Genomic DNA, 20896 nt, shown 5'->3' with positions numbered 1-20896 from the left:
AAATATGTACGACTTTTCTGCGCATGTCAACGCGCGATGCGGGCCCGCCCCTGTGACACCCGTCAATTCCCCGGGTAGGCCCAGGGGTTGGGACGGCAGCGGATGCCGTCATGGTCGAGGAACTTGGTCTGCTGCTGCATGACCGGGGCGAGTTCGCCGTCCTTGTCGCAGGTGACATGGTTGTAGCCGAGGCGGTGCCCGACCTCGTGGTTGATCAGCATCTGCCGGTAGGCGTGGATCTCGTCGCCGTACGTCGGCGAACCCTGCGCCCACCGGTAGGCGTTGATCATCACGCGTTCGGTCGCGGCCGAGTCGCAGGAGACGTTGTCCACGGTGGTGTCGAGGCCGGACTTGGCACACCAGTCGGCGGTCGTGCCGGGGCTGGCGAGTGTGATCACGAAGTCGGGATTGCCGGAGTAGACGCGCTCGAAGGTGTGCGCTCCGTTGTGGGCCCAGCTGCGCTGGTCGTTGAGCGTCTTCTGCACGGCCTCGGCGAAGAGCTCGCCGTCCAGCCCGAGCCCCTGCTCGACGTCCACGCGGTAGGTGTGCTTCTGCCCTGTACCGGGCGCCTTCGCGATTCCGGGGACGGCGTCGAACCTGCCCGAGCCCTTGAACTTGGCGCCGAGCGGGTACGTCCTGGCCATCTTCTCGTCGTACGTGAGCGGCTTCGCGTCGGATTCCGGGGCGGGTGTCTGCCTGCCCCCGTGGGGCGCGGGGTCCCGGGCGTCACGGGCCTGGTCGGTGGCGGACTGCGACTGCACGCCGGCACCGCCCTGGTCGTCGGCGACCTGGCCGGCGACGACGACGGCCAGCACGGTGGTGACGGCGGCGGCCGCGATGCCGGTGAAGGTACGGCCCTTGCCGCCCTTGACCGGGGCGGGCGCGCCGGTGGGCTCCGCGTCGTCGAGGTCGTCGTCGCGGTCGCCGAAGGGGGTGTCGGCCGGAGTGCCCGCGTTCCAGTCCGTGACGGAGGCGTAGGCGTCCGCCGCGTGCGCCGAGGCGGCCGTACGGGGCGCGAAGACGTCGTCCCCTTCGCCGAAGGCGTCGACGTACTCCTGCCGAGGCCCCGGCACGGACGCCCGCCGCTGTCGCGGTATGGGAGCGGCGCCCCGGCCGCTCTCCCTCAACTCACCCCAGCCGCCGCCGGGCTCCCGCTGCTCGGGGTGGCCGCCCCGGGCATGGGGGAAGCCGTGCGCGGGGGTGCCGTCGGGCAGCCGCGGAACGTCGCGTCCCGGGACACCGTCCGGACGCCATCCGTCCGGCAGGCGCGGCATCCCGTACGGCGGCGTGCCGGACCCCGGCACGGGCCCGGACCCCGGTGCGGGCCGCGGCCCCGGCGCACGGCGTGGGCCCGCGCCCGGTGGCGGCCAGCCGCCCTGTCCGGCGCCGGGCGGTGCCGTCCGGCCACCCCGGCTCGGGTCGGGCACCTGGCCCTGCCCTGGTCTCTCTCCCTGCGATCCGGCCCGGTCGTCCCGTACTGCGGTCGCGTCCGCGGTGTCGCCCTTGGCGACGGCCCCGCGGCGGCTGTGGCGTCCCACGTCGCGCCTCAGCCCCCCATGCTCTCGTCGGTGCGTTCTCTGTCGACGGCGTCGCCCCGGGCCCGCTCCGCACGTCGCGTGCCCAACTCTCCGGAATCGGCGAGGAGTTCACGAAACGCCAGAGCAACCGTCTCCGGGTACTCCATCATGGCCACGTGCCCCGCGTCCGGCAACGTCACCAGCCGCGAGTCGCGAAAGGCCCGGGCCGCCTTCTGGGCCATGCGGAAGCCGACCAGTTGGTCACGGCCACCGTAGACGAGGAGGGTCGGCGCGAGAACGCGCTCGGCCTGGCGCCACAGCCCCTGCTGGCCGCCCAGCGTGTAGGCGTTGACGATCCCGCGCGCGGACCGCGCCATCGCGTCCCAGAAGTACGGCAGCCGCAGCCGCCGTTCCATCTCCTGCACGGCGTTGCGGAAACCTTCCGGCGTCACCCGCCCCGGGTCCCCGTAACACAGCGCCATCACGCCGCGTACCCGCTGCTCCGCCGTCCAGGCGCGGGTGAGACGGGTGAAGAGCAGGGCGACACCGGGCACCGCCAGCAGCCCCGTGGGCACGGCGGAGCGCTGCACGCGGATTTCCGGCAGGGCAGGCGACACGAGCGTGAGCGTACGGACGAGATCGGGCCGTACCGCGGCGACACGGGTGGTGATGGCGCCACCGAGCGAGTTCCCGAACAGGTGCACGGGACCACGGCCGGAGGCGTCGAGGTAACGGATGACCGCGCGCGCGTGCGCCGTGACGGAGTAGTTGCCGTCGTCCGGCGGCGGGGAGTCGCCGAAGCCCGGCAGGTCGACGGCCTCGCTGTCGACCACCTCCTCCAGCAGCGGCATCAGCGCCGACCAGTTCTGCGAGGAACCGCCGAGTCCGTGGACATAGAGCGCGGGAGGCAGCCCCTCGCGCGCGGGTGGTCGGGAACGCACCGTCAGCGTGACCCCGGGCAGCTCGACCGACCTCAGCCGCTCGCCCTCCGCGACCCTGACGCCCCCCACCTTCGGCAGCACATTGGCGGGCGGCACGAACGGCAGCTCGGTCGAAGACATGCGGCAATGTTACGAGACGATCACGCAGTGGCTCATGTGTTCGCCGTCACAAGAATCGGACAAGAGCAGTTCAGGGGGTGCGCACCGCGTCACGCTCCGGACGCGGATCGCATAGCGTCCGGATCGGGTGTCTCCTAGGCTCGTACAGAGGGCACCCGCGTGTGGCCCCTGCATCCTCAGGGACGTTCGTAGGAAGGGAGCCCAGCATGGCCGTAGACCCCACCGACCCCGAGACGTTCGAGGCCGAGGAAGCGCCGGAGGCGCAGGAGTACGACGTCGAGGCCCCCGAGGTCGACGCGGCCGAGCAGCACGCGGACCTCGCGCCGGACCGCGACGACCCGCTGACCGGCGTCGAGCCGGACCGCGCCAACGAGGCCGACCTGGTGGAGCAAGCCCGGATCGTCTCACTCGACGAGGACGACTACCGGTGACGTTCCCCACCGGGGGCGGCAAGCAGCGTTATTGAACAGGAAAGAGGCTGCATTATGCCCGCTCTGCCCCTGTTTGAAACCTTCGCAACCGCTTTCGCGACCGTCCGGTCCGTGAAATTCTGCGCTCTCACCGCGCACACCACGGTTACCGAAAAGTACGATGGCGACGCGGCCAGATCCGCACGTGGACGACTATGGGAGGCGGCGTGACAGCCATCGAGCAGACAGAGGCGGTTCGCCCGCGGGGCACACGCCTGCCACGCCGTGCCCGACGCAACCAGCTCCTGGGAGCCGCCCAGGAGGTCTTCGTGGCCCAGGGCTATCACGCGGCGGCGATGGACGACATCGCCGAGCGCGCGGGCGTCAGCAAGCCGGTGCTCTACCAGCACTTCCCGGGCAAGCTCGACCTCTATCTCGCACTGCTCGACCAGCACTGCGAGTCGCTCATCCAGGCCGTGCGCCACGCGCTCGCCTCGACGACGGACAACAAGCAGCGCGTCCGGGCGACGATGGACGCGTACTTCGCGTACGTCGAGGACGACGGCGGCGCCTTCCGCCTGGTCTTCGAGTCTGACCTGACGAACGAACCCGCCGTGCGCGAGCGCGTCGACAAGGTCACCAACGAGTGCGCGGAAGCGATCTGCGACGTCATCGCCGAGGACACCGGCCTGTCGCGAGCGGAGTCGATGCTCCTCGCCTCGGGCCTGGGCGGCCTCGCTCAGGTCGTCGCGCGGTCCTGGCTGCACAGCGACCGCAGCGTGCCCCGCGACCAGGCGGTGCAGCTGCTGACCTCGCTGGCGTGGCGCGGCATCGCGGGCTTCCCGCTGCACGGCAGCGAGCACCACTGACGGGCGCTTTGTTCCCGCCCGATGTTCGCTCGTGGCGTTCTCGGGCGGGGACTGAAGGTCCCCTCGCCGGGCTAATGTGTGCTGCGTACGGCGCGGAAGGTCGCGCACATCACTGACCGTCGGAGGGACATAGCCGTGGAGGTCAAGATCGGCGTGCAGCACGCGCCCCGCGAGATCGTTCTGGAGAGCGGTCAGAGTCCCGAGGAGGTCGAGCGGGTTGTGGCCGAGGCACTGGCCGGAAAGTCGCAGCTGCTGAGCCTCGTGGACGAACACGGCCGCAAGATCCTGGTCCCGGCCGACCGTCTCGCGTACGTCGAGATCGGCGAGCCGGCCCCGCGCAAGGTGGGCTTCGGCGCGCTGTAGGCGCGTGAGTGGAGCGGGGCGGGACGGCCAACGGCCGTCCCGCCCCGCTCGCGTCTCCTCCCCCGAGCGGCTCCGGAGCGGTTCCGGGACGGTCCCGGAGCGGCCCCCGTGCGGCACCTGGGTTCCTCCACGGATGGAGCACAGAGCGCGCACAGAATGGGATTGGATTCCGCAGGTCACGGGTAAGACGGGCTACGACCGATTTGGGCAGGCCGGCCATGTGGGAGGGACCCCGACATGCTCCTGGAAGCGTTGAGCTCCGCGATCCTCGGCCTGGCTCTGGCCTGGGCGGCCACCCAGCGCCTGTCGCACCGGCTCCCGGCCCGCCCGCTGGTCCTGTCGACCGGAGTCGCCGGAGCCGTCTTCGGGGCATTCGTCATGCACAGCGCGCTGGAGGCCGGGCATCTGCTGCTGGTCCTGCTCGGCGCGGTGATCGTCTCGGTGGCCTCGCTGTCGCTGCTGCTGCGCCCGACGGGACGCCACCTGCGCCGACGATCAGCCACGGCGTAGCCGGAGCAGCCCTCAGGGGCACGGACAACGCCCTGAAGGGGCGCGGGGAACTGCGCGACCAGCCACCGGCGGCCCGCAGCCTCCCCACTGCCCGCGGAAGCGCACACCGCGCTCATGCCGAGAGCCGCGCGGAAGCGCCTTCCGCACCATGCCGACACCGCGGTGCGGCCGCACCCCCTGGCGAAACGGCTACGCGGCCAGCCCCAGCGCGGCCATCCGCTTGGTGTGGGCCTCGGTGATCCGGGAGAACATCTTGCCGACCTCGGCCAGGTCGAAGCCGTCCGCGACACCGCCCACCAGCATGGTCGACAGGGCATCCCGGTCGGCGACAACCCGCTGGGACTGCGACAGGGCCTCTCCCATCAGCCGCCGCGCCCACAGCGCGAGCCGTCCGCCCACGCGCGCATCGGCGTCGATGGCGGCGCGCACCTTCTCCACGGCGAAACCGCCGTGGCCTGTGTCGTCGAGCACGGCCAGCACGAGGTCGCGGGAGTCGGAGTCCAGACGGGCGGCGACCTCCCGGTAGAAGTCGCTGGCGATGGAGTCGCCCACGTAGGCCTTGACGAGTCCCTCCAGCCAGTCCGAGGGAGCCGTCTGCTTGTGGAACCCGTCGTAGGCGGCGACGAACGGCTCCATCGCCCGCGTCGGCTCCTCCCCGATCTCGGCGAGCCGGTCGCGCAGCCTCTCGAAGTGGTGGAACTCGGCCGACGCCATCTTCGCCAGCTCCGCCTTGTCCGCCAGCGTCGGTGCCAGCTTGGCGTCCTCCGCGAGCCGCTCGAACGCCGCCAGTTCCCCGTACGCGAGCGCGCCGAGCAGATCCACGACAGCGGCGCGGTACTGCGGGTCGGCGGAGGCCGTCGCCCAGTCCCGGGCGGCGACTCCGGTGTGCTCGGCCGGGGTGGCAGTGGCGTCCGAGGCGGTCTCAGGCTTGTCAGAGCTCGTCATGAAGCGCACAATAGCTCGCCCGCCGGGAGGCGTAAGGCCCTGGTCATTCACTGTGACAACGGCTACGTGACCAAATCGGCCATCGCATGTGCGGGATTCCGGGGTATGGTGGTAATGCGCCTGCTGGTACTTCGACGTACCTCGACAGGCCGCACGTATGAGGATGCCCGGTCGGTGGCCCGATCGGCTCCGACCCGACAGACCTCCGCGTCCGTACGGCACTGTGCGTACGGAGCCCGGAGGGACACCCTCAGCGGTACGAGCGCTAGAGCGTCGACAGTGGTCCCGTGCCCAACGGCACCGCCGCAAGGCCGCCGACGTCCCCGGCACGGTCCGTACACGACCCCCGCGCTCGCCTCGCACCGCCCCACACAGAAGAGGCAGCACCCTGACTACGACGTTCCGAGAGCTCGGAATCCTCCCCGAGACCGCCGAGGCCCTTGAGGCCGTCGGCATCACCACCCCCTTCCCCATCCAGGAGATGACGCTGCCCGTGGCCCTTTCGGGCACGGACGTCATCGGCCAGGCCAAGACCGGCACCGGCAAGACGCTGGGCTTCGGCCTCCCGCTCCTCGAGCGCGTCACCGTCCCCGCCGATGTCGAGGCCGGACGCGCCAAGCCCGAGGACCTCACCGACACCCCGCAGGCGCTCGTCGTCGTCCCCACGCGCGAGCTGTGCCAGCAGGTGACCAACGACCTCCTGACGGCCGGCAAGGCCCGTAACGTGCGCGTGACGGCGATCTACGGCGGCCGGGCCTACGAGCCCCAGGTCGAGGCCCTGAAGAAGGGCGTCGACGTGGTCATCGGCACCCCGGGCCGGCTGCTCGACCTCGCCGGGCAGAAGAAGCTGAACCTGAAGCACGTCAAGTGCCTGGTTCTCGACGAGGCCGACGAGATGCTCGACCTGGGCTTCCTGCCCGACGTCGAGAAGATCATCAACATGCTGCCGGTCCGGCGCCAGACGATGCTGTTCTCGGCCACCATGCCGGGCGCGGTCATCGGCCTGGCCCGCCGCTACATGTCGCAGCCCACGCACATCCGTGCCACGACGCCGGACGACGAGGGCGCGACGGTCGCGAACACCAAGCAGTTCATCTACCGCGCGCACAACATGGACAAGCCGGAGATGGTCGCGCGCATCCTGCAGGCCGACGGCCGCGGTCTTGCGATGGTCTTCTGCCGGACGAAGCGGACGGCGGCGGATCTCGCCGACCAGCTCAAGCAGCGCGGCTTCGCCTCCGGCGCGGTCCACGGCGACCTCGGCCAGGGCGCCCGCGAGCAGGCCCTGCGCGCCTTCCGCAACGGCAAGGTGGACGTGCTCGTCTGCACCGACGTCGCCGCCCGCGGTATCGACGTCGAGGGCGTGACCCACGTCATCAACTACCAGTCGCCGGAAGAGGAGAAGACGTACCTGCACCGCATCGGCCGTACGGGCCGCGCGGGGGCGAAGGGTACGGCGATCACGCTCGTCGACTGGGATGACATCCCGCGCTGGCAGCTGATCAACAAGGCGCTGGAGCTGGGCTTCAACGACCCGCCGGAGACGTACTCCACGTCCCCGCACCTCTTCTCCGACCTCGGCATCCCCGAGGGCACGAAGGGCGTCCTGCCGCGCTCGGAGCGCACGCGCGCCGGGCTGGACGCGGAGGAGCTGGAGGACCTGGGCGAGCCGGGCGGCAGGGCGCCGCGCGGGCGCGGCGCCCGGAACGGCCGCGGCGGGCGGGACGAGTCCCGGCCGGCCGAGCGCGAGCGTTCCGAGCGCACACCGCGACGCCGCCGCCGCACACGCGGCGGAGCGGCACTGGGCGGGGCGCCGGAGTCCGCCGGCACCACCGCACCGGAGACCACAGCTGCCTCCGGCACCGCCGAGGCGGACGCCGTCACGGCTCCGCGCACCCCGCGTCGTCGTCGCCGCACCCGCGGTGGCGCTCCGGCCGAGTCGGCGCCGGTCACGGCCGTCGAGTCCGCCCCGTCCGAGCAGGCGGAGAACGCCGTGGCGACGGCGGAGGGCACGAGCGCGGAGACGCCCGAGGCGGCGAAGCCGCGCCGGCGCCGTACGCGCCGGTCGGAGACCCCGGTGGAGACGCCGGTGGCGGAGACCGAGGCCGCGGTGACGCCGTCGGCCACGGAGTCCGCGGCCGTCGCGGATGACGCCCCGGTGACCGCGCAGCCCGAGGCTTCCGCCACCAAGCCGCGCCGCCGCACCCGCAAGAGCACGGCGGCGGCAGCGGCCGAGTCGGCGGTCGACACGGCCGAGGGGACCAACGAGTCCGTCGCGGAGGCCGCGGAGACGAAGCCGCGGCGTACCCGCAAGGCGGCCGCGAAGGCCGAGGCCCCCGCCGAGCAGGCCGAGGCAACGGAGCCCAAGCCGCGCCGCACGCGGAAGACCGCGGCAGCGGCGGAAGCCGCCGTGGACACGGCCGAGGCCGCCGAGGCGAAGCCGAAGCGGACGCGCAAGGTGACGGCTGCGGCGGAAGCCGCCGTCGACACGGCCGAAGCCGCGGAGACCAAGCCCCGCCGCACTCGCAAGACCGCGGCAGCGACCGAGGCAGCCGTCGGTGTGGCCGAGGCCGCAGAGGTCAAGCCCCGCCGTACCCGCAAGACCGCGGCAGCGGCCGAGGCTCCCGCCGGCACGGCCGAAGCCGCGGAGACCAAGCCCCGCCGTACCCGCAAGACCGCGGCAGCGGCCGAGGCAGCCGTCGACACCGCGGAGGGCGCGGAGGCCAAGCCGCGCCGCCGCACCCGCAAGGCCGCCGAGACGGTCGAGGCAACCGAGACCGTCGCCGCCGGCATCCCGGCCCAGACGGCCCAGGAGCCCGAAGCCGCCGAGGCCAAGCCGCGTCGTGCCCGCAAGGCCGCCCCCAAGGCCGAGGCAAGCGTCGACACGGTCGAGGCGACCGAGGCGAAGCCGCGCCGCACGCGGAAGACGGCCACCGCGGCTCCGGATGCCGAAGCCGCCGAGGCCAAGCCGCGACGGACGCGGAAGACCGCCGCAGCGGCCGAGGCCGCAGTCGACACCGCCGAGGGCACGGAGGCCAAGCCGCGCCGCCGCACCCGCAAGGTCACCGAGCCCTCCGAGATCCCGGCCCAGGCCGGGCAGGAGCCGGAGGCCGCCAAGCCGCGCCGCACGCGGAAGACGGCCGCTGCCGCCACGGCCGCCGCCGAGGACGGGGCCGAGGCGAAGCCCAAGGCCCGCCGCACCCGCAAGGCCACGGCCACCGCGGAGCCCACGGAGGGCTGACACTCCGCCCGACGGCCCGGTCCCACCCAGGTGGGGCCGGGCCGTCGGCGTTCCCGCGGGCGCAAGCCACCGCCGGAGAGCGCACGCAAGCCACCCGCCGTAGAGCGCACCTCACCCGCTACCCTCACCCCGTGAGCAGGCAAGCCACCTTCACCCCGCCCCCGGGCGCCCGCGCATATCCCCTGCGCACGGCCCGCGGTGAGTTCGCCGTCGTCGACTCGTCGCCGAAGGCGGGTGCGCGGGTCAGGGGAGTTGTCCTGATGCTGCCCGGATTCACCGGGAGCAAGGAGGACTTCAGCCTGCTCCACGAGCCGCTCGCAGAGCGCGGGTACCGGGTCGTCGCCGTGGACGGACGGGGGCAGCACGAGTCGGACGGGCCGGTGTCCGACGAATCCGCCTACGCCCAGCGGGAACTGGCCCGGGACGTGCTCGCGCAGGCCGAGGCGGTCGGCGTTCCCCTGCACCTCGTCGGGCACTCGTTCGGCGGACAGATCGCCCGTGCGGCCGTACTGCTCGACCACTCCCCCTTCCTCTCCCTGACCCTGGTCTCGTCCGGCCCGGCGGAGATCTCCGTCTCCCAGCAGCAGCGCGTGAAACTGCTGCGGGACGCGCTCGCCGTCATGTCGATGGAGGAGGTCTGGGAGGCGATCCAGGCCATGGGGCCGCCGGAGGAGGTCGGCGGGCCCGCGCGCGGCATCGGCGACCAGGACCAGTTGCGCCGGCGCTGGCTGGGCAACAAACCGGCCCAATTGCGCGCGACCGGACGCCAGTTGTGCACCGAGCCGGACCGCGTCACCGAACTCGCCGCCGTACCGCTGCCGTTCCATGTCCTGTCGGGGGCACACGACGACACCTGGCCGGTGGCGATCCTCGACGACATGGCCCTGCGGCTGAACGCGCACCGCACGGTCATCACGGGAGCCGAGCACTCCCCCAACGCCGACCGGCCCCTGCCGATGGCCCGCGCCCTCGCCGACTTCTGGGACAGCGTCCGGACGGTCTAGTGCGGCGCACCCGGACGGTCCGGGATCGGCACACCCGGACGGTCTAGAACTGCGCCCGCAGATGCTCCCAGAAGCCGTCCCGCAGGGCGCGCCGCAGATCGGCCTGCCCGCGCAGCGAGTACTGCAACAGGCCCTCCGCCTCCACGAGCAGGTCCTGGTCGACCGAACCGGGCAGATAGGGGTGCCCGTGCAGCAGCTCCCCCAGCGTCTCCCGGCCGCGTGCCGCCAGCCACTTCGCCGAGATCTGGGCCCCCACGAACCGCACGTCCTCGCGGGCCGGCCTGCCCGTGGTCGCCTCGAAGGCGGCGGCCGTGCGGCGGGAGACGTACGGCTTGAAGAAGTCGAGGTCGAGGGTGCGCTGGCTGTCGACCTCCCACAGCAGGGGCTCCGCCTGGTTGCGGCCCTCCGGCGCCTCGATGCCCCACAGGTGGACCCGGGCGCCGTAGCCCTGCGCCGCCTCCACCGCCGACACCAGGTCCTCGTCACCGCCGAGCAGGGCAGCGTCGCTGATGGCACGGTGCCGGGCGAGTGACTCCAGGTCGGAGCGGATGAGCGAGTCGACGCCCTTCTGCTGGTTGTTGGCGTTCAGATTGCCCAGTCGCACCTTCACGTCCGGCAGCTCCGCGATGGTCTGCTGCTCCGCCGTGTGGATGCGGCGGCGGGCGCCGTCGTACCAGTAGACCCGCAGCAGTCTGCTGTCCGCGAAGATCGTGCGGGCCTTGTCGATGAGCGCGTCGATCAGGCCCTCGGCGTCCAGGTCGAAGGCGCGGCGGTCCTCCGTACCCGCGACGAGCCGTCCCGCGGCCGCGTAGAGATACCCGGCATCGACGAAGATCGCATGGGTCGAGGGTGTCTTCGCCACCTCGGCGAGCATGCGCTGGAGCAGCTCGTTGGTGCGGTCGATGCGGGCGCTCAGGTCCGCGGGGTCGTCGTTCATCACTTCCATTGTCCCGGCGGTCACGCTGCGAACACAACTGTTCCCGGTCGGTCCCGTAACGACACTCTTACGGCTCAGTAATTAGCCGTTCGAAAAATTTCCTTAGCGTAGGGAATGTTTGAACCATGCAGTCCTGTTGACTCATACGGAACACCGGGCACCGAAGCCTCGTGGGCCGCCACACCGAGTAGTTCTCCTCAGGAGGATGACCAGACGAAGGGAGAAGCCCTTGCGCTTCGAAATCATGCACCTCGACGACGTCGACGGCACGCCCGTGGACACGACCGTCGTGGACGCCGCCTCCGTCAACCGGATCGTTCAGCAGGCCGCCGCCACCGGGCAGCGCCTCTGGATCCGCCCGGCCGGGACCACGGCCTCATAACGCGCGCAGCTCTCCCACACTTCGGAGCCCCCGCCCGGCATCGGCCGTGCGGGGGTTCCGCTGTTGCGGACCGCTCCAGCCGGGGGCGTACTGGCTGAGGGGCCCAGCGAGAGCGAACAGGACGGTGGGACGCATGTCCGTGACGGGCCGGTCGAACGGGGAGCTGCAGGAACAGGCCGCGGCCGAGGCCGCGCGACGGTACGAGGACTCCACCGCGGAGCGGGAGCGGGTCGAGGGCAAGCTGGCGGCCGGCGTGCGGTTCCCGGACGCCCCGGACGCGCTCGCCGTCCGCGCCGACCGGATCCTGGAGCGGGGCGGTCTGTCGCCCTCGGCGGTCGTGGCGGACATCCACGGCGAGGCCATGGACCTGCCCGACGCCAACGAACGCATCATCGACCTGTCCAACGAGCTCCAGGCCTGGAGCTTCCTGCCCCGCGGGGTCAGGGCCGGGGCCTCGGTCGCCCGGATCACCCTGCGCCGCGACGGCCGTGAGCTTCCGCACGGCACCGGCTTCCTGGTGTCGCCGCGGCTGATGATGACCAACCACCACGTGCTGCCCGACGAAAGCTTCGCCCGCCGGTGCTTCGCCGAGTTCAACGCCCAGGTCACGGTCGACAACGTGCCCGACACCGCCGTCCGCATGGAGCTCGACCCGGGGGCCTTCTTCGCCGCGGACAGCCGGCTGGACTTCGCCCTGGTCGCGGTCGCGCCCGCCCCGGACGGCCGCCCGCCGGGCGAGATCTTCGGCTGGAACCGGCTCAGCGTGCAGCTCGGCAAGCTGGTGCTCGGCGAGAAGGTGAACATCATCGGTCACCCGGACGGCCGCCTCAAGGAAATCGTTCTGCGCGACAACGCGGTGCTGGTACGGCTCGACGACTTCGTCCACTACCGAACCGACACGCGCCCCGGAAACTCCGGCTCCCCCGTCTTCAACGACCAGTGGGAGGTCGTGGCCCTGCACCACAGCGGCGTGCCGAAGAAGGACGACCAGGGCCGCGTCCTGCGGAAGGACGGACAGCCCTGGCGCCACGGCGACGGCGACGACGCGATCGAGTGGGTCGCCAACGAGGGCGTCCGCATCAGCTCGATCCTGAAGCACCTGGCCCGGCTGGACCTCGACCCGGCGCGGCGTGCCCTGCTGACCGAGATGGGCCCGGACTCGGGCCTGGACCTGAGTACGGTCGCAGCGCCCGCGCTCACCTCGCCGGCGGCACCCGGCGTCACACCCCCGCCGGTCACCGTCGCTCCGGTCACGGAGAGCGGGACGGACGCCGGCAGGCCCAAGACCGGACGCCCGGCCCGGAACACCGCCTTCGGCGGCCGCCGGCACCTGGTCTTCCTGCACGGCAGGGACCAGCACAAGAAGCAGCCGGACGAACTCCGCCGGACCTGGGCATCCGGCCTGAACCGCGGACTCACCCTCGCGTCCCTGCCCCCGATCGACCCGGAGGACGCGTGGTTCCCGTTCTACGGCACGAGACTGCACGACCTCGTGAGCGGCAGGGAGAGCACGGTCGAGGCCATCGGCCTGGACATGGTGAGCGCCGCGGCTGCCGCCGAGGTCTTCGCTGCGGAGTCGCCCACCGGCTCCTACGAGCGGCTGATCTACGAGGCGGCCGCCCGGGCCGGCATGCCCCAGAACGGCCCGGCGACCACCGAGGGCTTCGGGGCGGGCCTGGTCGGGGCCCTGCACCGGCCGCTCAGCTGGCTGGCCGCCCGGTCCGACCTGGACGAGTGGACCATCGCCACGTTCCTGCGGGACGTCGACCTGTATCTCGGCGACAGCGCCGTGCGGCAGTCGGTGCTGGACAGCGTCCTGGAGACGATGCCCGCCACCGGCGAACTGGTGCTGGTCACGCACAGCCTGGGCACGGTGGTCGGCCTGGACCTGCTGACCCGGCTCCCGGATGGCCTCGACCCGGTTCTGCTCGTCACCGCGGGCAGCCCGCTCGGCCTGGACGGCGTCAACGAACGGCTCCTCGCCCGCGGCCCGCACCGGCCGCCCCGGGTGCGTGACTGGGTCAACGTCTGGTGCCCCACCGACGGGGTGGCCATCGGCTGCCCGCTGGAGGACGAACGCTGGGGCAAGCTCACCCAGCTCGCCGTCTCCAACGGCCGCGACCGTGCGCACAACATCGACGAGTACCTCGCCCACCCCGGCGCGGCCGGTGCGATCGGCTCGGTGCTCGGCCGGACCTGACGTGCCCCGTCAGCTCCCCTGGATCACCTGCGTGACGCCGTTGATGATCTGCTGCACGGCGATCGCGGAGAGCATCATGCCCGCGAGCCGGGTCACCAGGACCACACCGCCGTCCTTGATGATCCGGATGATCACCAGCGAGTAGCGCATCACCAGCCACAGCACGACATGGATGGCGAGGATCGCCGCCCACACGGAGACCTGCGCGGCAACGCTGTGCGCCTTCTGCACGGCGAGGATGACCGACACGATCGCCCCCGGCCCGGCCAGCAGCGGCATGCCCAGCGGCACGAGGGCGACGTTGACGTCCTTGGTCTGCTTCGGCTCGTCGGTCTTCCCGGTGAGCAGATCGAGCGCGATCAGCAGAAGCAGCAGCCCGCCCGCGATCATCAACGCGGGCACGGAGACATGCAGGTAGTCGAGGATCTGGTGCCCGAGCAGCCCGAACACGGTGATCACACCACCGGCGACACAGACGGCCTGAAAGGCCATCCGCTTCTGCACCTTGCCGGGTCGGCCGGCGGTGAGCGCGAGGAAGATCGGGGTGATCCCGGGGGGATCCATGATGACGAAGAGGGTCAGGAAGAGGGAGCCGAAGACGGCGACATCGAACATGGGTGTGATGGCCTTGCGAGGTTGATGAAACGCGCGGCGGGCAGCGGCAGCGACCTGACCGCTACCGCTCCCGCACCCGCTGTGGGCAGGCGTTCCGCACGGCGGAACGGGTGGGCACAGCGGACAGCGCCGAGTGCCTGAAAAGAGACCTAAGGGGGAGAAACCTCAGACAGCTCCGCCGGCCCCGGGCACCGGAAACGCCCCGAAGGCCCGCCGGGTGATCTCCCCGTACACCTCGGGATCCGTCGTGTACTCCCCGAGCACACACGTCTTCCGGCTGCCGTGATAGTCACTGGACCCGGTCACCAGGAGCCCCAGCTCCTTCGCCAGCCCCCGCAGCCGCGCGCGCGTATCCGCGTCGTGGTCCATGTGGTCGACCTCGATGCCGTCAAGACCGGCCGCGGCCATCTCGGCGATCGCGGCCTCCGGCACCGTACGCCCCCGCTTGGTCGCCCCGGGATGCGCGAACACCGCGACGCCGCCCGCGCCCTTGACCAGCCGGATCGCCTCGAAGGGGTCGGTCTCGTGCTTCTCGACGTAGGCCCGGCCGCCGTCGGCCAGCCAGTCCTCGCTGAAGGCGTCGTTCACGGTCGGCACGACACCCAGCTCGACGAGCGCGCTCGCCACGTGCGGACGCCCGACGGAGCCGTCACCGGCGATCCGCCGTACCTGCTCCCAGGTCACGGGCACGCCCAGCCCCTGAAGCTTGGCGATCATGCCCTGCGCCCGGGGCACCCGATCGTCCCGGACCAGCTCGCGCTCGGCGAGCAGCGCCGGTTCCTCGGCGTCGAAGAGGTAGGCCAGCATGTGCATGCTGATGCCGTCGAGCCGGCAGGAGAGCTCGGCCCCGGTGACCAGCGTCAGCCCCTCGGGCAGCGCGGCGATCGCCTCGGCGTGCCCGCGGGTGGTGTCGTGATCGGTGAGCGCGACGGCGTCCAGCCCGGCCGCGGCGGCCTTGCGCACCAGCTCGGCCGGGGTGTCCGTGCCGTCGGAAGCGGTGGAGTGGGTGTGCAGATCGATACGCACGACACGGACTCCAGACACTGACGGGACGAACAGGGCTGCTCAAGGATAACCGGATTTTCAGCGCCCCCTGTCACACCCGAACCCACGAAGCGCCCCCTACACCAACGCCCCCAAGGGGCGCGGGGAACTGCGCGACCGGCCCCATCCGACCCGCAGCCGCCCAAGAACCAAGGCTCCCACCCCCCCCCCTGGGCGCTACGGCTCAAGCAAGCGCGGCGACAACGCCCCGCACGGCACCAGCTCCACCTCCGCGCCGGCGTCCCGCACATCCGCCAAGACCAGCTCGTCGTACATCAGCAACCCGGACTGCTCCGGCCACACGACCGCCCACAGCCACATCCCGAGCGCCTCGCCGGCGAACACCGCGCGGTCGTCCGGCGCCCCGGTCACATGCCACAGCGGCGTCGGCCGCCCCGCGGCGAGCACTTTCGCCTGGGCCGGTTTCTCGACGTTCATATAGGGCCCCGGGTCCGGACCGTCCATGCCCGCGTAGCGCGCGCCGAGACCGACACCCAGCTCCTCGGCCACCAGGATCAGCTCGCCCATCCCGCCGAGCGGCCCGGGCCCCGTACAGGCCACGGCCGTGGCGCGGCCGCCCGTGCGGTCGTCCCCCGCGCAGGCCACACCCGTGAACAGCCAGCCGACCGGCAGCGGCCAGGGCATCCACACCGGCACCTGAGTCCGGTGCACCACGACGTTGAGGGCGTCGACGCTGGGCGGTATCACAGGCTGCACCGGATGGACGGTGCCGTGCACATCGCACTGCCAGGAGTCGGAGAAGAGGCCGGGAGCCCTGACCCGGCCACCGCACTTCGGGCAACTGGGTTCGCCCCTCATAGGGCCCCACGGTCCTACCCCCGCCCCGCCGCGTCAAGGACGATCACCCAACCGGACGGAACCCTTCACCCCCATATTAGATGTAGCTTGCATTAGTTAGCATGGCTAACTTAGTATGTGCATATACCAACTACCTCGTCTCGGGAAAGGGAGCACGCAATGGACCCCTTCGACGCCGGAGCGGACGGCCTCCTCAAGCAGCCCAAGTCCGTGTGGGCGACCGCCGGAGCGTCGGTCGTCGCCTTCATGGGCATCGGACTCGTCGACCCGATCCTGCCGTCCATCGCCTCGGGTCTGCACGCCTCCGCCAGCCAGGTCTCCCTGCTCTTCACCTCGTACTTCCTCATCACCGCGATCGCGATGCTGGTCACCGGCTTCGTCTCCAGCCGCATCGGCGGCAGGAAGACCCTGCTGCTCGGCCTCGCCCTGGTCGTGGTCTTCGCGGGCCTGTCGGGCACCTCCGGATCCGTCGGCGAACTGGTCGGATTCCGGGCCGGCTGGGGGCTCGGCAACGCACTGTTCGTCTCGACGGCCCTCGCGGTCATCGTCGGAGCGGCGGCAGGCGGCAGCGCGGCGGCGATCCTGCTGTACGAGTCGGCCCTCGGCCTCGGCATGGCCTGCGGTCCGCTGCTGGGCGCCCTGCTCGGTGACGCCAGCTGGCGCTACCCGTTCTTCGGTACGGCCTTCCTGATGGCCGTCGGCTTCCTGTGCATCGCGGCGTTCCTGAGGGAGCAGCCGAAGCCGGCCCGCAAGACCTCGCTCCTGGACCCGGTCAGGGCCCTCGGCCACGGCGGTCTCGCCTCGGCTGCGGTCTCAGCGTTCTTCTACAACTACACGTTCTTCACCGTGCTGGCCTTCACCCCGTTCGTGCTGGACATGAGCCCGTACCGGTCGGGTGCGGTGTTCTTCGCCTGGGGTGTGCTGCTCGCCGTGTTCTCGGTGATCGTGGCGCCACGGCTGCAGAAGCGGTTCGGCTCGCTGAAGGTGCTCGGCGGCTCACTGGTGGTGCTCGCGGCCGACGTGCTCGCGCTCGGCTACGGCGACCACACCACGGCCGTCGTCTGCACGATCCTGTCCGGTGCCTTCATCGGCGTGAACAACACCGTCTACACCGAGCTGGCACTCGGCGTCTCGGACGCGCCCCGGCCGGTGGCGAGCGCGGGCTACAACTTCGTGCGCTGGTTCGCGGCGGCGGCCGCCCCGTTCTTCGCACCGAAGATCGAGGAGTGGACCGACCTCCACATCCCGTTCGTGGTGGCGGCCGTCACGGCCGTGCTGGGCGCCGCGGTCGTGGTCGTACGCCGGAAGGCCCTCACCCTCGAAGCCGAGGAGCTGGAGCCGAAGCACGCGACCGAGGACAGCGTCACCGTCTTCGGCAACTGAGCCGACTGAGCAACTGATGCTTTTCGGCCATGGGTTGGTGAGGTTCCTCACTCAGGCCTCACTCCAGCGCGACGGACCTCCGGGACGGATCCCGGAGGTCCGTCCCCTGGTTCAGCCACCGCTCCTGGAGCGCCTGGGCGCCGTGCACCCGCTTCCAGGCGGCCTCGTTCGGGGTCATCGGCAGCAGCGGCAGGAACCGTACGGGGTCGAGGGGTTCGTCGAGCTCCAGGTCCTCGACCAGACCGCCCGGTTCGGCGACCAGGACCGAGGTGAAGGGGGCGCCCGGCCACAGCGGTTCGCCGACGTCGAGGGAGGCACCGGGGGCCACGATCAGGCCCTCCACCTGCGGAGACGCGGCGAGAACGGCCAGCGGGCGGAGCACCTTGTCCGTCTCGGCGAGCCCCGCCCGGACCGACAGGACCAGCTCGGCGCGCGGACCCTTCACCGGGTCGGCGACCGCCGCCGTGGGGTCCGTCATGGGTTGCGCGGACATGCCGAGCGTGGCGTAGCGGGCGATGTCGCCCTCCTGGAAACGCAGCACCTCGATGCGGTCCGTACCGAGGAACGTCACTGCCGCGCGCGCGTCCGGTTCGCCCAGCGCACTACGCAACCGGGCCTCGACCAGAGGAAGAACATCAGCCATGCGGTGAGCATAGAACTCGTCAGTAGCCGGCAAAGGAGCACCTTGACAGTTTTGTCGGCTGCTACTCTTGCCCGGTGGTTCGGGGCAGCACGCAGAAGCGTCGCGATCAAGCCCCGACGCCGATGGAACTCCCTTACGAGGGACCGGCCGGAGGAGGTGGGGCTGCAATGGATCGAAGTCGACCGTGCAGTAGCACCACGCTCTCCCGCCGCTGATGTAGCTGCTCTGTCTCTCTGGCCGGCCGCCACCTCTCGCACTCGCTTCACCGCGGAAGAGCGCTTCGTTTCGTTTTTCCTGATCTGCCTCAGTAGCTGAATCAGTAACGAAGCTCGCCACCGCGACGGTGCGGTGCTCCCCGCTTTGTGGACGTGCCAAACATCAGCAGTCACTACGTCCTCATTCCGGGTAGTTCCACCCGTCGCCGCCGGCGCCTTTCGTTGCCCTCCCGCGAAGGAGCCCGCCATGTCGATGATTCGCGACCTGCGCGCCGTGGTCCGTCCGTCCCGCGTCTCGCTGCGCAAGGACAGTGGCACGTACGACACCACCCGCAGCCCGGCGACGGCCACCGCCGTCGTCGACTGCGCCATCTACCGCGACGGCCGCCGCATCGAGACCGAGACCCCGCTGACCCCGCACGAGGCGGTGCGCCTGGTGCGCCGCGACGGGGGCTTCGTGTGGATCGGCCTGCACGAGCCGACCGAGGCCGAATTCTCCGGCATCGCCAGTGAGTTCGGGCTGCACCCGCTGGCCGTGGAGGACGCCGTCCAAGCCCACCAGCGGCCCAAGCTGGAGCGCTACGACGACTCGCTCTTCACGGTCTTCAAGACCATCCACTACGTCGAGCACGACCAGCTCGACGCCAACAGCGAGGTCGTCGAGTCCGGCGAGGTCATGTGCTTCACCGGACGGGACTTCTTCATCACCGTCCGGCACGGCGGGCAGGGTTCCCTGCGGGCTCTGCGGCACCGCCTCCAGGACGACCCCGAGCTGCTGGCCAAGGGCCCCTCGGCCGTGCTGCACGCCATCGCCGACCACGTCGTCGACGGCTACATCGCGGTCGCCGACGCGGTGCAGGACGACATCGACGAGGTGGAGACCGAGGTGTTCTCCCCGGGGCGCAAGGGCTCGCCGCGCGGTTCGGACGCCGGGCGGATCTACCAACTCAAGCGCGAGGTGCTGGAGTTCAAGCGGGCCGTGTCGCCGCTGCTGCGGCCCATGCAGCTGCTGAGCGAGCGGCCGATGCGGCTGATCGACCCGGACATCCAGAAGTACTTCCGGGACGTCGCCGACCACCTGGCCCGGGTCCAGGAGCAGGTCCTCGGCTTCGACGAACTGCTCAACTCCATCCTCCAGGCCAACCTCGCGCAGGCGTCCGTGGCGCAGAACGAGGACATGCGGAAGATCACCTCCTGGGCGGCGATCATCGCCGTACCGACGATGGTCTGTGGCGTCTACGGCATGAACTTCGACCACATGCCGGAGCTGCACTGGCGGTACGGCTACCCGGTGATCATGGGCATCACCGTGGTCATCTGCCTGGGCATCCACCGCACGCTGAAGCGGAACGGATGGCTGTGAGCGGCCTGGATAGGCTGAGGCCCATGACAAGCGAGCTGCTCGGCCAGGCCCTCGTCGAGGAGGCCACCAAGAAGTCCGGCCTCGTCTGGGTCCAGGGCCCCGACGGCCCGGCGCGTGCGCTCTGGCACGTGTGGCACGAGGGTGCCGCGTGCCTGATCGGCGACGGGCCCGGCGAGCAGCCGCTGCCGGGGCTCGCCGACGGGGGCGAGGCCCGGGTGACGGTCCGCAGCAAGGACAAGGGAGGCCGGCTGGTCTCCTGGACGGCCCGGGTCACCGAGCTCGCGCCGGGCTCCGAGGCGTGGGACGCGACGGTGGCCGAGCTCAAGGGAAAACGGCTGAACGCGCCCGACGGCGAGGCCATGACCGGCCGCTGGGCCCGCGAGTGCCGGGTGCTGCGCCTGGAACCGACCGGGACGACGGCGCCGTTGCCCGACGGCTCCCTGTCGGAGCCGCCCCTGCCGTCCCCGGCGATCACCCGCCGGCCGATCCCGGCGGGGCTGCCCCGCCTGCTGCTGAAGAAGCGCAAACGGACGTGACGTCCCGGGCCTACGACGCCGGCAGCTGCTTGCCGTAGTCCACCGTCTCGTTCCTCTCCGGCTCCCTGAGGGAGAAGTCCTCTCCCCAGGCGGAGAACGTGAGGGTGCCCGCGCCGCCGGCCCGTTCCATGCGCAGTGGATACGGCTTGCCCTCGAGGGAGACCTCCAGGGCGCCGCCGGAGCCCTTGTCGCCGGTGATGCGGATGGTGCGGACGCCCGCCTGCTCCTCGTGGCCGTCCGTCTCGAGTGTGCCGTGCAGGGTGAGCAGACCGTCGAGGAGGACACCCTTGTCCGTGAAACCGCTGAACTTCTTGTACGCGGGGTCGCCCTGCGGCACCTTCACGAACTTGCCGCCGAGCTTGGAGGCCGCGGCCGCGTCCCCCTTGCCGCCCCCGCCCTGGCCGTCACCGTGAGTCCAGAACTCGGCGTCGGCCTTGACGAAGAGCTGCTCACCGACGCGCAGCACCTGGAAGGTCGTGCCCTCGGTGGTGACCGATCCCTCGCCACCGTCGTCCTTGAGACGCATGTCGAGGGCGTACGTCTTCTCGCCGCTGACGACACTGCCGTGCACCCGGACCGCCCCGGCGGACTCGGCGGCCGAGCGGGTCTTGCTCTGGATCTTCCCGGCGGGCAGTCTGCCGACCCCGTTGGTGCCCTCGTTGGGATCCTCCGCGCAGCCGGTGAGCACCGTCCCCGTCACGAGCAGCGCGCACATCGCGCTCGCGAGTACGGCACTACGGCTTCGGCCGTGGCGAATCGGAGTCACAGGTGGAGCTGCCTCTCTACGGGGAGACCTGAACGGCGTACCGCAGGGTACCGGGCACGTGCGGGCAGGTCGG

The 20896-nt window shown here is 71.3% G+C and carries 20 protein-coding genes; 11 read left to right on the top strand and 9 right to left on the bottom strand.

Translation table 11 applies throughout. The features are described from left to right. Positions 1–62: 62 nt before the first annotated feature. Both AC07DF_RS03895 and AC07DF_RS03890 read right to left on the bottom strand, forming a co-directional pair. Positions 63–1538 carry a DUF3152 domain-containing protein gene (locus AC07DF_RS03895; RefSeq protein ID WP_478966634.1) on the bottom strand — a complete coding sequence of 492 codons (1476 nt, stop codon included), beginning with the start codon at positions 1536–1538 and terminating at the stop codon, positions 63–65. Positions 1539–1546: 8 nt separating this feature from the next. Further along, positions 1547–2578: an alpha/beta fold hydrolase gene (locus AC07DF_RS03890; RefSeq protein WP_478966632.1), complete on the bottom strand. Its 1032-nt coding sequence runs from the start codon at positions 2576–2578 to the stop codon at positions 1547–1549. 206 nt (positions 2579–2784) lie between these two features. Between AC07DF_RS03890 and AC07DF_RS03885 the strand changes: the two genes are divergently transcribed. The 4 genes from AC07DF_RS03885 (at position 2785) to AC07DF_RS03870 (ending at position 4730) form a co-directional block, all read left to right on the top strand. Beyond that, positions 2785–3009, top strand: a complete 225-nt coding sequence (locus tag AC07DF_RS03885) for a hypothetical protein (RefSeq protein WP_478966630.1) — start codon at positions 2785–2787, stop codon at positions 3007–3009. Between the two features lie 206 nt (positions 3010–3215). Then, positions 3216–3857 (top strand): TetR/AcrR family transcriptional regulator, encoded by a 642-nt coding sequence (locus AC07DF_RS03880; RefSeq protein ID WP_478966628.1) that lies wholly within the window; start codon positions 3216–3218, stop codon positions 3855–3857. Between the two features lie 135 nt (positions 3858–3992). Next, positions 3993–4220, top strand: a complete 228-nt coding sequence (locus tag AC07DF_RS03875) for a DUF3107 domain-containing protein (protein ID WP_189723087.1) — start codon at positions 3993–3995, stop codon at positions 4218–4220. Positions 4221–4457: 237 nt separating this feature from the next. Then, positions 4458–4730 (top strand): hypothetical protein, encoded by a 273-nt coding sequence (locus AC07DF_RS03870; RefSeq protein WP_478966626.1) that lies wholly within the window; start codon positions 4458–4460, stop codon positions 4728–4730. Positions 4731–4919: 189 nt separating this feature from the next. Here AC07DF_RS03870 and AC07DF_RS03865 read toward each other — a convergent pair whose 3' ends face one another. Continuing rightward, the gene (locus tag AC07DF_RS03865) at positions 4920–5675 is read right to left on the bottom strand and encodes a ferritin-like fold-containing protein (protein WP_478966625.1); all 756 of its coding nucleotides are present in this window, start codon (positions 5673–5675) and stop codon (positions 4920–4922) included. A gap of 481 nt (positions 5676–6156) precedes the next feature. Between AC07DF_RS03865 and AC07DF_RS03860 the strand changes: the two genes are divergently transcribed. Together AC07DF_RS03860 and AC07DF_RS03855 are read left to right on the top strand one after the other, a co-directional pair. Further along, positions 6157–8916, top strand: a complete 2760-nt coding sequence (locus AC07DF_RS03860) for a DEAD/DEAH box helicase (protein WP_478966623.1) — start codon at positions 6157–6159, stop codon at positions 8914–8916. Positions 8917–9047: 131 nt separating this feature from the next. Continuing rightward, complete coding sequence (locus tag AC07DF_RS03855; RefSeq protein WP_478966621.1) at positions 9048–9920, top strand: alpha/beta fold hydrolase; 873 nt, start codon at positions 9048–9050, stop codon at positions 9918–9920. A gap of 43 nt (positions 9921–9963) precedes the next feature. Here AC07DF_RS03855 and AC07DF_RS03850 read toward each other — a convergent pair whose 3' ends face one another. Next, positions 9964–10857: an NYN domain-containing protein gene (locus AC07DF_RS03850; RefSeq protein ID WP_478966619.1), complete on the bottom strand. Its 894-nt coding sequence runs from the start codon at positions 10855–10857 to the stop codon at positions 9964–9966. A gap of 229 nt (positions 10858–11086) precedes the next feature. Here AC07DF_RS03850 and AC07DF_RS03845 point away from each other — a divergent pair, with 229 nt between their 5' ends. After that, positions 11087–11239 (top strand): hypothetical protein, encoded by a 153-nt coding sequence (locus tag AC07DF_RS03845; RefSeq protein WP_010047718.1) that lies wholly within the window; start codon positions 11087–11089, stop codon positions 11237–11239. Positions 11240–11372: 133 nt separating this feature from the next. Beyond that, the gene (locus tag AC07DF_RS03840; protein ID WP_478966617.1) at positions 11373–13439 is read left to right on the top strand and encodes a trypsin-like serine peptidase; all 2067 of its coding nucleotides are present in this window, start codon (positions 11373–11375) and stop codon (positions 13437–13439) included. A gap of 9 nt (positions 13440–13448) precedes the next feature. Here AC07DF_RS03840 and AC07DF_RS03835 read toward each other — a convergent pair whose 3' ends face one another. The 3 genes from AC07DF_RS03835 to AC07DF_RS03825 form a co-directional block, all read right to left on the bottom strand. Beyond that, complete coding sequence (locus tag AC07DF_RS03835; protein WP_478966615.1) at positions 13449–14054, bottom strand: MarC family protein; 606 nt, start codon at positions 14052–14054, stop codon at positions 13449–13451. Between the two features lie 165 nt (positions 14055–14219). Continuing rightward, positions 14220–15080, bottom strand: coding sequence for a PHP domain-containing protein (locus AC07DF_RS03830; protein ID WP_478966613.1), 861 nt, complete (start codon positions 15078–15080; stop codon positions 14220–14222). Positions 15081–15275: 195 nt separating this feature from the next. Next, the gene (locus AC07DF_RS03825) at positions 15276–15917 is read right to left on the bottom strand and encodes a DUF6758 family protein (protein WP_478966611.1); all 642 of its coding nucleotides are present in this window, start codon (positions 15915–15917) and stop codon (positions 15276–15278) included. 159 nt (positions 15918–16076) lie between these two features. Here AC07DF_RS03825 and AC07DF_RS03820 point away from each other — a divergent pair, with 159 nt between their 5' ends. Beyond that, positions 16077–17300: an MFS transporter gene (locus AC07DF_RS03820; RefSeq protein WP_478966609.1), complete on the top strand. Its 1224-nt coding sequence runs from the start codon at positions 16077–16079 to the stop codon at positions 17298–17300. Positions 17301–17358: 58 nt separating this feature from the next. Here AC07DF_RS03820 and AC07DF_RS03815 read toward each other — a convergent pair whose 3' ends face one another. Next, complete coding sequence (locus AC07DF_RS03815) at positions 17359–17943, bottom strand: suppressor of fused domain protein (RefSeq protein ID WP_478966607.1); 585 nt, start codon at positions 17941–17943, stop codon at positions 17359–17361. Positions 17944–18405: 462 nt separating this feature from the next. On the opposite strand from AC07DF_RS03815, the gene AC07DF_RS03810 reads away from it, so the two are divergent. Further along, entirely contained in the window at positions 18406–19521 is a 1116-nt protein-coding gene (locus tag AC07DF_RS03810) for a magnesium and cobalt transport protein CorA (RefSeq protein ID WP_478966605.1), read from the top strand. A 23-nt stretch (positions 19522–19544) separates the two neighbouring features. After that, the gene (locus AC07DF_RS03805; RefSeq protein ID WP_478966604.1) at positions 19545–20057 is read left to right on the top strand and encodes a hypothetical protein; all 513 of its coding nucleotides are present in this window, start codon (positions 19545–19547) and stop codon (positions 20055–20057) included. A gap of 10 nt (positions 20058–20067) precedes the next feature. Here AC07DF_RS03805 and AC07DF_RS03800 read toward each other — a convergent pair whose 3' ends face one another. Next, on the bottom strand, positions 20068–20823 hold the full coding sequence (locus AC07DF_RS03800; protein WP_478966602.1) for a hypothetical protein: 756 nt from the start codon (positions 20821–20823) through the stop codon (positions 20068–20070). Positions 20824–20896 lie beyond the last annotated feature (73 nt).

The organism is Streptomyces sp. NPDC044719 (assembly GCF_056433405.1).
The sequence above is the reverse complement of the archived record's forward strand: the minus strand, read 5'-3'. Positions and strand labels throughout refer to the sequence as shown.

What these genes read in the sequence shown, in the direction of transcription:
- AC07DF_RS03890 (WP_478966632.1), bottom strand. Translation starts at nt 2,578, where the DNA reads ATGTCTTCGACCGAGCTGCCGTTCGTGCCGCCCGCCAATGTGCTGCCG.
- AC07DF_RS03885 (WP_478966630.1), top strand. Translation starts at nt 2,785, where the DNA reads ATGGCCGTAGACCCCACCGACCCCGAGACGTTCGAGGCCGAGGAAGCG.
- AC07DF_RS03870 (WP_478966626.1), top strand. Translation starts at nt 4,458, where the DNA reads ATGCTCCTGGAAGCGTTGAGCTCCGCGATCCTCGGCCTGGCTCTGGCC.
- AC07DF_RS03865 (WP_478966625.1), bottom strand. Translation starts at nt 5,675, where the DNA reads ATGACGAGCTCTGACAAGCCTGAGACCGCCTCGGACGCCACTGCCACC.
- AC07DF_RS03860 (WP_478966623.1), top strand. Translation starts at nt 6,157, where the DNA reads ATGACGCTGCCCGTGGCCCTTTCGGGCACGGACGTCATCGGCCAGGCC.
- AC07DF_RS03850 (WP_478966619.1), bottom strand. Translation starts at nt 10,857, where the DNA reads ATGAACGACGACCCCGCGGACCTGAGCGCCCGCATCGACCGCACCAAC.
- AC07DF_RS03840 (WP_478966617.1), top strand. Translation starts at nt 11,373, where the DNA reads ATGTCCGTGACGGGCCGGTCGAACGGGGAGCTGCAGGAACAGGCCGCG.
- AC07DF_RS03835 (WP_478966615.1), bottom strand. Translation starts at nt 14,054, where the DNA reads ATGTTCGATGTCGCCGTCTTCGGCTCCCTCTTCCTGACCCTCTTCGTC.
- AC07DF_RS03825 (WP_478966611.1), bottom strand. Translation starts at nt 15,917, where the DNA reads ATGAGGGGCGAACCCAGTTGCCCGAAGTGCGGTGGCCGGGTCAGGGCT.
- AC07DF_RS03820 (WP_478966609.1), top strand. Translation starts at nt 16,077, where the DNA reads ATGGACCCCTTCGACGCCGGAGCGGACGGCCTCCTCAAGCAGCCCAAG.
- AC07DF_RS03815 (WP_478966607.1), bottom strand. Translation starts at nt 17,943, where the DNA reads ATGGCTGATGTTCTTCCTCTGGTCGAGGCCCGGTTGCGTAGTGCGCTG.
- AC07DF_RS03810 (WP_478966605.1), top strand. Translation starts at nt 18,406, where the DNA reads ATGTCGATGATTCGCGACCTGCGCGCCGTGGTCCGTCCGTCCCGCGTC.
- AC07DF_RS03805 (WP_478966604.1), top strand. Translation starts at nt 19,545, where the DNA reads ATGACAAGCGAGCTGCTCGGCCAGGCCCTCGTCGAGGAGGCCACCAAG.